10 protein-coding genes are annotated in these 11,828 nt (G+C 70.2%); 1 reads left to right on the forward strand and 9 read right to left on the reverse strand.

From position 1 onward, the window contains the following. Positions 1 to 36: 36 nt before the first annotated feature. The 6 genes from AB0F77_RS24025 to AB0F77_RS24050 form a co-directional block, all read right to left on the reverse strand. A complete protein-coding gene (locus tag AB0F77_RS24025) occupies positions 37 to 1,629 on the reverse strand; it encodes a cation acetate symporter (RefSeq protein WP_361952198.1) in 1,593 nt (530 codons plus the stop codon). Beyond that, positions 1,626 to 2,171: a DUF485 domain-containing protein gene (locus tag AB0F77_RS24030; RefSeq protein WP_361952201.1), complete on the reverse strand. Its 546-nt coding sequence runs from the start codon at positions 2,169 to 2,171 to the stop codon at positions 1,626 to 1,628. The genes AB0F77_RS24025 and AB0F77_RS24030 overlap by 4 nt, the downstream gene beginning before the upstream one ends. A gap of 69 nt (positions 2,172 to 2,240) precedes the next feature. After that, a complete protein-coding gene (locus AB0F77_RS24035; protein WP_361952204.1) occupies positions 2,241 to 2,921 on the reverse strand; it encodes a response regulator transcription factor in 681 nt (226 codons plus the stop codon). After that, positions 2,918 to 4,069 carry a histidine kinase gene (locus AB0F77_RS24040; RefSeq protein ID WP_361952207.1) on the reverse strand — a complete coding sequence of 384 codons (1,152 nt, stop codon included), beginning with the start codon at positions 4,067 to 4,069 and terminating at the stop codon, positions 2,918 to 2,920. Before AB0F77_RS24040 ends, AB0F77_RS24035 begins: the two co-directional genes overlap by 4 nt. Continuing rightward, complete coding sequence (locus AB0F77_RS24045) at positions 4,066 to 4,590, reverse strand: DUF1453 domain-containing protein (protein ID WP_361952210.1); 525 nt, start codon at positions 4,588 to 4,590, stop codon at positions 4,066 to 4,068. The genes AB0F77_RS24040 and AB0F77_RS24045 overlap by 4 nt, the downstream gene beginning before the upstream one ends. Before the next feature lie 438 nt (positions 4,591 to 5,028). Next, positions 5,029 to 7,152 carry a DNA topoisomerase IV subunit B gene (locus AB0F77_RS24050; RefSeq protein ID WP_361952213.1) on the reverse strand — a complete coding sequence of 708 codons (2,124 nt, stop codon included), beginning with the start codon at positions 7,150 to 7,152 and terminating at the stop codon, positions 5,029 to 5,031. Positions 7,153 to 7,603: 451 nt separating this feature from the next. On the opposite strand from AB0F77_RS24050, the gene AB0F77_RS24055 reads away from it, so the two are divergent. Further along, a complete protein-coding gene (locus AB0F77_RS24055) occupies positions 7,604 to 7,834 on the forward strand; it encodes a hypothetical protein (RefSeq protein WP_109495566.1) in 231 nt (76 codons plus the stop codon). Between the two features lie 112 nt (positions 7,835 to 7,946). Here AB0F77_RS24055 and AB0F77_RS24060 read toward each other — a convergent pair whose 3' ends face one another. The 3 genes from AB0F77_RS24060 to AB0F77_RS24070 form a co-directional block, all read right to left on the reverse strand. Continuing rightward, a complete protein-coding gene (locus tag AB0F77_RS24060) occupies positions 7,947 to 8,813 on the reverse strand; it encodes a serine protease (RefSeq protein WP_361952216.1) in 867 nt (288 codons plus the stop codon). Positions 8,814 to 8,933: 120 nt separating this feature from the next. Next, entirely contained in the window at positions 8,934 to 10,484 is a 1,551-nt protein-coding gene (locus tag AB0F77_RS24065) for an RNA polymerase sigma factor (protein ID WP_361952219.1), read from the reverse strand. Positions 10,485 to 10,910: 426 nt separating this feature from the next. After that, a complete protein-coding gene (locus AB0F77_RS24070; protein WP_361952222.1) occupies positions 10,911 to 11,798 on the reverse strand; it encodes an FCD domain-containing protein in 888 nt (295 codons plus the stop codon). Between the last annotated feature and the right edge of the window lie 30 nt (positions 11,799 to 11,828).

The following is an 11,828-nucleotide window of genomic DNA, read 5'->3' on the forward strand; positions in this document are numbered from 1 at the left end:
CTCCCGGACGCACCGCCGATCGCACGCACGGTCCGTCTACACGGCCCCCGCCCCCGTCAGCGACCGCACCTCGGTCTCCGCGTGCTTGGCCTCGTCCGGGGCCTCGGCCGAGGTGACAGTGCCCAGCCAGCCGGCGAGGAAGCCCAGCGGAATGGAGACGAGCCCGGGGTTCTGGAGCGGGAAGTACTGGAAGTCCACCCCCGGGAACAGCGACTCCGGACTGCCCGACACCACAGGTGACAGCAGCACCAGCCCCAGCGCCGGCACCAGCCCGCCGTACACCGACCACACCGCGCCCCGTGTCGTGAAACCGCTCCAGAACAGCGAGTAGAGCAGCACCGGCAGGTTCGCCGACGCGGCCACGGCGAACGCCAGGCCCACCAGGAAGGCGACGTTGAGGTCCCGCGCGAGCAGGCCGAGCGCGATGGCGACCACACCGATGCCGACCGCCGCCACCCTCGCCACGGCCACCTCACTGCGCGGCTCCCCGCGCCGGCGCCGCAACGAGGCGTACAGGTCGTGCGCCACGGACGCCGAGGAGGCGAGCGTGATCCCGGCGACCACCGCGAGGATCGTCGCGAACGCCACCGCCGCGACGATCGCGAACAGCACCGTCCCCCCGGTGGACTCCACACCGCCGCCCAGATCGAGCGCGAGCAGCGGAACGGCCGTGTTCCCGGCCTCGTTCGACTTGCGCACCTCCTCCGGACCCACGATCGCCGCGGCCCCGAAGCCGAGCACGATCGTCATCAGGTAGAACCCGCCGATCAGCCCGATCGACCACACCACCGAACGACGCGCGGCCCGCGCGGTCGGCACCGTGTAGAAGCGGGACAGGATGTGCGGCAGACCCGCCGTGCCCAGGACGAGCGCCAGGCCCAGACTGATGAAGTCGAAGCGGGCCGTCCAGTCCCCGCCGTACTTCAGCCCCGGCGCCAGGAACGCGTCCCCGTGCCCGCTGCGCTCCGCCGCCGTGAACAGCAGATCGTCCAGGTTCCCGCGGAAGCGCACCAGCACCAGCACCGTCAGCAGGATCGTCCCGGCGAGCAGCAGCACCGCCTTCACGATCTGGATCCAGGTGGTGGCCCGCATCCCGCCGAAGGACACATAGATCACCATGAGCGCGCCGACCCCGATGACGGTCCAGGTCTGCGCCGCCCCGCCCGTCCGGCCGAGCAGCAGCCCGACCAGGCTGCCCGCGCCGACCATCTGCGCCACCAGATAGAGCACGGACACCGTGACGGACGACGTTCCCGCCGCGACCCGCACCGGCCGCTCGCTCATCCTCGCCGCCACCACGTCGGCGAGCGTGAACCGGCCGCAGTTGCGCACCAGTTCCGCCACCAGGAACAGCACCACGAGCCACGCCACGAGGAACCCCACCCCGTACAGCAGCCCGTCGTACCCGAACAGCGCGATCAGCCCGGCCACTCCGAGGAAGGACGCGGCCGACATGTAGTCACCCGCGATGGCGAAGCCGTTCTCCATCGGGGAGAACAACCTGCTCCCCGCGTAGAACTCCTCCGCCGAACCGTGCCGCTTACGGCTCACCCATGTCGTGATCCCCAGCGTCACGGCCACGAACACACTGAACAGCGCCAACGCCAACGTCTGATGAGTCTCCGTCATGACACACCGCCTCGGGCTCCACGCGTCATCTCCTGGGTGTCCCACCGCAGTTCGAGCGCCGCCCGGTCCCTGCGCAGCCGCGCGTGCCGCGAGTAGGCCCAGGTGAGCAGGAAGGTGCTGAGGAACTGTCCGAGCCCCGCCACCATCGCCACGTTCACCGCGCCCGCCACGGGCCGGGCCATGAACCCTGGTGCCGTCGTCGCGGTGATCACATATCCCACGTACCAGGCGAAGAACACGGCCACCCCGGGCACCACGAACCTGCGATACCTGCTGCGCACCTCCCGGAACGCCGCGCTGCGCTGCACCTCGACGTAGACGTCACGCGCCCGTGCGCCCGTCCCCTCCGGCTCCTCCCGTGCCGCCGGCACTACCGGGGCGGGCACTCCCGTGCCGTCCGGTTCGCCCCAGCCGGAGGCCAGCGCGTCGTACCAGGGATCGTCGTATCTCACTTCGTCATGAGGGCCGTGGTCCTCGTGCCGGCGTGCCGCACTCTCGGGACCGCCCCCGCCGCCGTGGGGGCGACCATAACTTGACTGCATGCCCAAGGATGGACAGAACGGGAGCTTCCCTGACTCTTCTTCCCAGACCACTTCACCCCATCAGGTGACTCAATTCCCCGGTGGCCGCACCAGCCCCTTCCCGTACGCGTAACGCACCGCCTGCGCACGGTCCTTGAGCCCCGTCTTGGCGAAGAGATTGTTGATGTGGGTCTTCACCGTCGCCGTGGAGACGTGCAGCCTGCGGGCGATCTCCTGGTTGGTCAGTCCCTCGGCGATCAGCACCAGGACCTCCATCTCCCGCCCGGTGAGCCCGTCGGGCGGCTCGACGCGCGCGGAGGGCGGTTCGGGCTCCGACAGCCGCTCCAGCAGCCGCCGTTGGACGCTGGGCGACAGCCCCGCCTCCCCGGACAGCACGCTGTGCACCGCGCGCACGATCTCGTCACCGCCTGCGTCCTTGGTGAGATATCCGCGCGCCCCCGCTCTCAGTGCGGGGAACAGCGAGTCGTCGTCCGCGAACGTGGTGAGCACCACGACCTGGGTGCCCGGATACTCCGCCCTGATCCGCCGGGTCGCCTCCACCCCGTCGCAGCGGGGCATCCGCAGGTCCATCAGGACCACGTCCGGGGAGAGTTCGGCGACCAGCTTCACCGCCTCCTCGCCGTCACCGGCCGCACCGACCACCTCGATGCCGGGCAGCAGCCCCAGCAGCATCACGATGCCTTCGCGGACCACGGTCTGATCGTCGGCGACCACGACCCGCGCCGTCCTCCCGCCCGCCTCCTCCGTCATGCGGGCACCTTCAACGTCACCACGAACCCCTCTTCACCCGGCCCGGCCTCCAGCGAGCCGCCCAGCAGCTCGGCACGCTCCCGCATGCCCAGCAGACCGTACCCGGCGCCCGCTCCCGTCAGCTCCTCCGCCGCACCTCCCGAATCCCTCACGTCCAGCGTCACTTCGTGCTCCCCGTAGTCGAGCAGAACCCTGACCTTGGCCCCGTACGCGTGCTTGCGGGCGTTCGTCAGCGCCTCCTGGGCGACCCGTCGCACCGCCTGCGACGCCTCGGCGGGCAGTGCTCTACGCTCACCCCTCACGGTGACCTCGGCGCCGTCCGTCGCGCTGACCAGCCCGCTCAGGAACTCCTCCAGCGGGGTCAGCTCGCCGCGCAGCGCGGAGAGGGCCTGCCGGGTCTCCTCCAGCCCGTCCCGCGCCATGCCCCTCGCCGCGACGACCCGTTGGAGTATCTGCTCCCGGTCCGCGCCCCGCTCGATCAGCAGCCGGGCCGCCTCCAGGTGCACGAGCTGGGCCGAGAGGCTGTGCGCGAGCACGTCGTGGATCTCCCGCGCGATCCTGGCCCGCTCGGCCAGGGCCGCCGACTCCGCCTCCGCCGCTCTCGCGGCCCGCTCCTGTGCCAGCAGGCGCTGCGCGCCTCCTCGGGCCTCGGCGTCGAGTCGCAGCACGTATCCGGCGAGCGCCAGGCCCACCACCGTGGCAGCGGTGGTCAGCCAGTCGTCGTTGGTGACCACCGCGAACGAGGCGAGGCCCACGGTGGTGACGGGCAGCGCCGCGCGGAGCGGCAGCCGCTCCAGCGACGAGACGGCACAGCCGCACCACAGGACCAGCGCCGGTGCGCGGAACCCGGTGGTCTGAGCGACGACCGCCATGCCCAGCAGCAGGGCGACCAGCAGGAGGGACGGCCACAGGCGGTGTTCGTAGGTGGTCCGGAAGAAGGCCCAGCCGAGAGCGCCGGCCGCCAGGACCCCCACCACGGCACCGGCCGTGCCCCAGCCGTGCGCCTGGTGGGCCTGGAAGCTGCTCCACAGCAGCAGCCCGAGGACCAGCAGACGCACGGCCCAGGCGAGCAGACGCCGCGGCCGTGAGACCCCCTCCCGGCCGAGCGCCTCCCGTGAGGGCCAGCGCGTCCAGGCGTTCTCCGTCACGCGCCCTCCTTCCACGCCGACGGGCGCATGGCGTCACCGTACGCCGTGGCCGCGGCGGGCGCCCCGGGCAGGGACTGCGCACGCCAGACCAGGATTCCCGAGCGGACCAGCAGGGTCCCTGCGAGGGCGAGGAGCAGCGCGGAGCTGTCCTGGTGGACGCCGATCGCCGCGCCGAGGGCGAAGAGACCGACGCGCAGGGCGATGCCGACGATCCAGACGACGACGCTCGCCTTGGTGCTCCTGGTCCACACGACGCCGTCCGGCTCGGTCCACACGCGGGTGGTCCAGGCCCAGCCGGCACCGGTGGCCAGACCTATGAGCAGCTCGACGGCGAGGAGGAGAGCGGACTCGGTGTGGTGGTGGGCGTCGAGTATGCCGGGCTCGCGCAGGGCGATGACGACCAGGACCACGGGCACGAGCCACCAGCGCCTGCCGGCGCCGATCGGACGGGCGCGGAACTGGCGGACGATCACCAGCGCGACCACGGCGACGATCACCAACGCGTTGACCAGCCCGGGCATCGGAGCCTCCGTGAGCGGAAGGGAGAGACCGGCAGCGGTTGCCGCCGACACCCAGAACGCTACGGAAATCCGCAGGTCAGCAGATCGGAGCCCGGGTGGACCGAGGGTGGAACCTTCCGCCGGGCACCCATCCACCCATGGGTGGAGAGCCCGGCGATGCCCCGTCCACTCCCCCGGGCCGTCGTCAGACCCGTTTGCCGGGGATACCGCCCAGCGCCTCCGGCCGAGGCACGATCCGGCCGGAAGCATCGTCCGAGATCACGCCGTCCGGTGCACATGGGCAAGCCGCGCCGTTCCCCCGTACTCCGCGTCGGACCGCCTCCACCCGTGCGGTTCGTGCGGCCCGACCGCCCCGGCCCGTTCAACCGGGCCCGCCAACCCGCCGGGCCCCGGCACCGTAAGTACCCGGCCAGGGCCCAGCGCAGCTCGGCGCAGCGCCTACGCGTCGATCCGCGACCGGTCCAACGTGGCCGCCGAGCTGGAGATGAACTCCTTGCGCGGAGCCACGTCGTTGCCCATCAGCAGGTCGAACACCTGCTCGGCGGCATCGAGGTCGGACAGGTTGATCCGGCGAAGAGTGCGGTGGCGCGGGTCCATCGTCGTCTCGGCCAGCTGGTCGGCGTCCATCTCGCCCAGGCCCTTGTAGCGCTGGATGGACTCCTTGTACCGGACGCCCTTGCTCTGGAACTCCATGAGCTTGTCGCGCAGCTCGCGGTCCGAGTACGTGTAGACGTACTTGTCCTGGCCCCGCTTGGGCTGGGTCAGCTCGATGCGGTGCAGCGGCGGCACCGCGGCGAAGACCCGGCCGGCCTCGACCATCGGCCGCATGTAGCGCTGGAACAGCGTCAGCAGCAGACAGCGGATGTGGGAGCCGTCGACGTCGGCGTCCGTCATCATGATGATCTTGCCGTAGCGCGCCGCGTCGAGGTCGAAGGTCCGGCCCGAGCCGGCTCCTATGACCTGGATGATCGCGCCGCACTCGGCGTTCTTCAGCATGTCCGTGACGGACGACTTCTGGACGTTGAGGATCTTGCCGCGGATCGGCAGCAGTGCCTGGAACTCGGAGTTCCGGGCCAGCTTGGCCGTACCGAGCGCGGAGTCACCCTCGACGATGAACAGCTCGCTGCGCTCGACGTCGTCGCTGCGGCAGTCGGCGAGCTTGGCGGGCAGCGACGACGACTCCAGGGCCGTCTTGCGGCGCTGCGCGTCCTTGTGCTGGCGGGCCGCGATCCGGGTGCGGGCGGCGGCGACCGCCTTCTCCATGACCACGCGCGCCTGCGCGGCGTCGTCGCGCTTCGTGGAGGTCAGGAACGCCTTGAGTTCCTTGGAGATCACGGTGTTCACGATGCGGCGGGCCGCGGACGTGCCGAGGACCTCCTTGGTCTGCCCCTCGAACTGGGGCTCGGCCAGGCGCACGGTGACGACTGCGGTGAGACCCTCCAGGGCGTCGTCCTTGACGATGTCGTCCTCGGCGACACGCAGCAGCTTCTTGGCGCGCAGCACCTCGTTCATGGTGCTGGTCACGGCTGTCTCGAAGCCGGCGACGTGGGTGCCGCCCTTGGGGGTGGCGATGATGTTCACGAACGACCTGAGGTTCGTGTCGTAGCCGGTGCCCCAGCGCATGGCGACGTCGACGGTGAGCTCACGGGTGACCTGGGTGGGAGTCATCTGGCCGTGCTCGTCGAGCACCGGCACGGTCTCCCTGAAGGTCCCCTGGCCGGAGAAGCGGAGGACGTCGCAGACCGGCCTGTCGGTGGCCAGGTACTCGCAGAACTCGCTGATGCCGCCGTCGAAGCGGAAGGACTCCTCGCCCTTGCTGCCGCCCTCGCCGAGGCCGAACTCGTCGCGCACGACGATGGTCAGGCCGGGCACCAGGAAGGCGGTCTGGCGGGCGCGCTGGTGGAGGTTGTCCAGCGAGAGCTTGGCGTCCTTGAGGAAGATCTGCCGGTCGGCCCAGTAGCGCACGCGCGTGCCGACGCGGGTCTTGGGGATCTTCTTGGTCTTGCGCAGACCGCTCCGCGCCTCGAACTTGTCGTTCGGGCCGTCGCTCGCGAAGACGCCCGGCACACCGCGCCGGAAGCTGATGGTGTGCACCTGGCCGTCGCGGTCGACCTCGACGTCGAGCCGCGCGGAGAGCGCGTTGACGACGGACGCGCCGACGCCGTGCAGACCGCCGGAGGCCGCGTAGGAGCCGCCGCCGAACTTGCCGCCCGCGTGGAGCTTGGTCATCACGACTTCGACGCCGGACAGGCCGGTCTTGGGCTCGACGTCCACGGGGATGCCGCGGCCGTTGTCGCGCACCTCCACCGAGCCGTCCTCGTGGAGGATCACCTCGATGTGGTCGCAGTAGCCACCGAGGGCCTCGTCCACGGAGTTGTCGATGATCTCCCACAGGCAGTGCATCAGACCGCGGCTGTCGGTCGATCCGATGTACATGCCCGGACGCTTGCGCACGGCCTCGAGACCCTCGAGAACGAGGAGGTGCCGCGCGGTGTAGTTGGAACCGTCCCGGTCTGCTCCTGCCAGCAGCGCTGTGGACGGCACGGACGTATCGGCGGTCACGCGGTTCGCTCCTCGCTGAATTTCAGGTGGGGCCCTTCTGGGTAAGGGCGCGGCTTCGTTCGCCGCCATGAGGGTACCGATGCCTGGTAGAGCCGTTGTAACGCCACCCTCGTCTCCACGTCACCCTAGTCCAGGGTCGTATGGGTGTTCGATCCCTCGATGGAGTGAAGTACATATCACGTTCCCTTCGAGGCATGAACCATTTAGGCTCCGGGCACGTCCTCATGCACAACCGGCAAGCCAGCCGGGGGGACGACAACCGATGGAACCGATGGACCGAGCGAACCCGTAAGACACGAAGACACGTAATACGGCACATTCGCCGCCAACCGGCAGCAAACAGCCGACCCGGAAAGATTTTTTTCGCGGAAAGGCCACGAGCGGGAACGTTTTCGGGCTGGTTGGATGTTGACCCTGGTACGACAGCTCGTCGAGCTAGAGAAGAGGCGACGTGACTACTGTTCTGACCCCCGCGAGCCCCCTGACGGCCGCCGACCGCTGCGACCGTTGTGGCGCTCAGGCATACCTGCGCGTCGTCCTGCTCAGCGGCGGTGAACTGCTCTTCTGCGCCCATCACGGCCGCAAGTTCGAGCCGGAACTCAAGAAGATCGCCGCTGAGATACAGGACGAGACGGAGCGGCTGACGTCCGTTCCGGCATCTGCCTCCGAAGAAGAGCGCTGACACCTCGCATCCACGACGAGCCAGTTCCGGCACAGGCCGGCAACGGGCGGTCGCCCCTCCGGGGACGGCCGCCCGTCGTCGTATTCGTATCCCTACAGGCCGTGAAGCGGCCTCAGAAGCCCTGCCGGGCCCCCGCGGTACTCGTGGTGCCCCTCGCGCCTTCGAGGGCGCGTACGACCTCGGAGATCCGCGTGTAGACGCCGGGGCTCGCCGCGCGTCCGCAGCCGTTCCCCCATGACACGAGCCCGATCAGCCGGCCCCTCGCGATCAGCGGCCCACCGCTGTCGCCCTGGCAGGCGTCCGGCCCGCCGGCGGCCTCACCGGCGCACAGCATGGAGTCCGCCCGGTACGCGCCCTCGGGCCCGCCCGGATACGCCTGCCGGCACGTCTCGTCGGGCAGCACATGAATACGTGCCGCGCGCAGCCGCTTCGTGTAGTCGCCCGCGCCGGTCGTGTCGCCCCACCCGTAGACGGTGGCACTCGTTCCGGGGGCGTAGGCCGGGTCGCCCGCGGCGGCCATGGTGATGACGGCGTTCCGCGGCAGGGATTCGGCGAGTGTGATCACGGCGAAGTCCCCGGCATTGGTCGTCGCGTCGTAACCGGGATTGACCGTGACATCGCTCACGCGGATCTCGTGCCCTCGCGTCGACAGGAGGTCCGTGCGGCCCGCAATCACCCTGAGGTCGCGCACCTGGTCCGGCGGTGCCCCCAGCACCTCCTCGGCCATGCAGTGGGCCGCGGTGACGACGGTCGTACGGTCGACGGCCACCCCTCCGCAGAACTGTCCCGCCCGCGTACCCCCGAACCGGTCACGGCTGGCCAGGGCGACCGTCCAGGGGCTCTGGGATACGTCGACGGGAAATCCGCCGACGACAACGCTGTCGGCGGCTGCGGGAACCGCCGTGGCCAGCGGTATGACGGCGGTCACGGCCGCCGCGACCAGCGGCCCGATCAGCGCGGACTTCACAGGACGACGCATGCACGTTCCTCACTCTGAGTACCGTTGGGACACCCAGAGTGATCCACGGCGCTGCCTCCCGCAGCACGAAGGCCCGGCTCCCCGAGGGGAGCCGGGCCTTCGACGCCGTACGACCGTGACCTAGTCGAGGTAATCGCGCAGCACCTGGGAGCGCGACGGGTGGCGGAGCTTCGACATGGTCTTGGACTCGATCTGGCGGATGCGCTCACGCGTCACGCCGTACACCTTGCCGATCTCGTCGAGGGTCTTCGGCTGACCGTCGGTGAGACCGAAGCGCATGGAGACGACACCCGCCTCGCGCTCGGACAGGGTGTCGAGGACCGAGTGCAGCTGCTCCTGGAGGAGCGTGAAGCTGACCGCGTCGGCCGGGACGACGGCCTCGGAGTCCTCGATGAGGTCTCCGAACTCGCTGTCGCCGTCCTCACCCAGCGGGGTGTGCAGGGAGATGGGCTCGCGGCCGTACTTCTGGACCTCGATGACCTTCTCCGGGGTCATGTCGAGTTCCTTGGCCAGCTCCTCCGGGGTGGGCTCGCGGCCCAGGTCCTGGAGCATCTGGCGCTGCACGCGCGCGAGCTTGTTGATGACCTCGACCATGTGCACCGGGATACGGATGGTGCGGGCCTGGTCGGCCATCGCGCGGGTGATCGCCTGACGGATCCACCAGGTGGCGTACGTGGAGAACTTGTAGCCCTTGGTGTAGTCGAACTTCTCGACCGCGCGGATCAGACCGAGGTTGCCCTCCTGGATGAGGTCCAGGAAGAGCATGCCGCGGCCGGTGTAGCGCTTGGCCAGGGAGACCACCAGACGGAGGTTGGCCTCCAGGAGGTGGTTCTTGGCTCGGCGGCCGTCCTCGGCGATGATCTCCAGCTCGCGCTTCAGCTTCGGCGCCAGCTTGTCGGCGTTGGCCAGCTTGTCCTCGGCGAACAGACCCGCCTCGATGCGCTTGGCCAGCTCGACCTCCTGCTCGGCGTTGAGCAGGGGGACCTTGCCGATCTGCTTGAGGTAGTCCTTGACGGGGTCGGCGGTGGCACCCGCGGCGGCGACCTGCTGCGCGGGCGCGTCGTCCTCGTCCTCGTCGGACAGGACGAAGCCCGCGCTCTCGGTGCCCTCGGGCTCGTCGCCGCCCTTGGCCTCCTCGAGCACCTCTTCCTCGAGGAGTTCGGCGTCGTCCTTCTTGGCGGTGGTCTTCTTGGCCGTGGCCGTCGTCTTCTTGGCGACGGCCTTCTTCGCCGTCGCCTTCTTGGCAGGCGCGGCCTTCTTGGCCACGGCCTTCCTGGCGGACGAGGCTTCCTCGGCCGGGTCGACGGCAACGGGTTCGGTGGGCGCTGCCGGGGCCGCGGTGGTGGCGGTGGCCTTGCGGGTGGTCACCGTCTTCGCCGCGACCGTCTTGGTGGCGGTGCGCTTGGCCGGACTCTTCGCTGCGACGCTCTTTCGGGTGCGCTTGGGCTCCGCGGCACTGACCATCAGCGTCACACCCTCTTCCTCGAGGATCTGGTTGAGGCTGCGCAGTACGTTCTTCCACTGAGTGGCCGGAATCTGGTCAGCTTCGAAGGCCCGACGCACATCGTCGCCGGCGATCTGCCCCTCAGCCTTTCCCCGCTCAATGAGCGCCATGACAGAGACGGACTCGGCGATCTCCGGCGGGAGCGTACGGGATGTGCTGGCCGACACGAACAACCTCTCGGAACGTTGGAAAACGGCTTCCGGCCCCGTCCACGAAGGACAGGAGCCGACCACCGGCCTGGGGACGGGCCGACGGCGCGGGCGGGAACCGGGAGGATTCACAGCGCCTTTTACGGCGTCCGTATTCCCTCCGCGGCTGTCACCTCTTAGGTCATCGCACTGGCCCCAAGAGCGTTACGCCCAATCTTCGTGGCCCGAGTCACACCCCGTAAGCGCTCAAAAACGGTCAGACACGGGCAGACCTTAGCGCCGCGGGCGCTGACCAGGGTCGCTCCGCCGGTCGGTCCGCGTCGTCGCGCCGCCGTACCCCGCCGGACCGACTGTCGTCCGGCGGGGTACGGCGGCAGACGGTTCGCCGGCCCGGCGTCGCCGCGGGAACGCGACGCACTCCGACCGCACCGCCCGCGATACAGGTCAGTGCTCGCGCGGTGCGGGAACCACGCGCTCCACCTCGGGGTGGACGGTGAGCAGTTGGCGCATGGCGCTCTCGGCGGCCGCCCCGTCGCCGGCGCCCAGCGCGTCGACGATGCGTCCGTGCTGGGCGAGGGACGCGTCGGTGGGCCGGTCACAGCCCGTGACCGGACCGCCGGAGACCTGGAGCGCCGCGGACACGATGCCGGAGAGGTGCTCCAGCATGCGGTTGCCGGCGATCTGGATGAGCAGCGAGTGGAACTCGGCGTCGGCGCGGGAGAACGTGAGCGCGTCGCCCTGCCCCATGGCGTGGCTCATGATGTCGACCATGTCGCCGAGCCGCTGCTGGACCTCGTCGCGCCCGTGCCCGGCGGCGAGGCGCGCGGCGAGGGGCTCGATGGTCCAGCGCAGCTCGCTCAGCTCGCGGCGCTGGTCGTCGCGCTGCGGTCCGAAGGCGCGCCACTCGATGATGTCCGGGTCGAGGAGGTTCCAGTCGCTGACGGGGCGCACGCGCGTGCCGACGTTGGGACGGGCACTGACCAGGCCCTTGGCCTCCAGGACACGCAGGGACTCGCGGACGACGGTGCGGGAGACCTCGAAGCGCTGGCCGATCTCCTCGGGCACGAGGGGGCGGTCCGCGCCCAGGTCGCCCGAGACGATCATCTGGCCGAGCTGCTGGACGAGTTGGCCGTGCAGACCGCGGCCGCGACTGCCCGCGGCGCGCCGGCCCACACGGCCCAGCTCGGGGTCCGCGCCGTCCCAGGAGGGCGCCCCGACACGGTCGGGGAGGCCGGCCTCGGGGTAGGAGTAGCGGTCGAGATCGCCCGGGCCGGCGAGGCCGGAGTCGGCGGAGCGGGCGGCGGTCATCATGGTGTGCGCAAGGGTACTCACGCATCCTTTGTCGGCGCCGCCTCCAACTCC

This window comes from Streptomyces sp. NPDC026672 (assembly GCF_040638185.1).
Classification (GTDB): domain Bacteria; phylum Actinomycetota; class Actinomycetes; order Streptomycetales; family Streptomycetaceae; genus Streptomyces.

What these genes read in the sequence shown, in the direction of transcription:
- AB0F77_RS24025 (WP_361952198.1), bottom strand. Translation starts at nt 1,629, where the DNA reads ATGACGGAGACTCATCAGACGTTGGCGTTGGCGCTGTTCAGTGTGTTC.
- AB0F77_RS24030 (WP_361952201.1), bottom strand. Translation starts at nt 2,171, where the DNA reads ATGCAGTCAAGTTATGGTCGCCCCCACGGCGGCGGGGGCGGTCCCGAG.
- AB0F77_RS24035 (WP_361952204.1), bottom strand. Translation starts at nt 2,921, where the DNA reads ATGACGGAGGAGGCGGGCGGGAGGACGGCGCGGGTCGTGGTCGCCGAC.
- AB0F77_RS24045 (WP_361952210.1), bottom strand. Translation starts at nt 4,590, where the DNA reads ATGCCCGGGCTGGTCAACGCGTTGGTGATCGTCGCCGTGGTCGCGCTG.
- AB0F77_RS24060 (WP_361952216.1), bottom strand. Translation starts at nt 8,813, where the DNA reads ATGCGTCGTCCTGTGAAGTCCGCGCTGATCGGGCCGCTGGTCGCGGCG.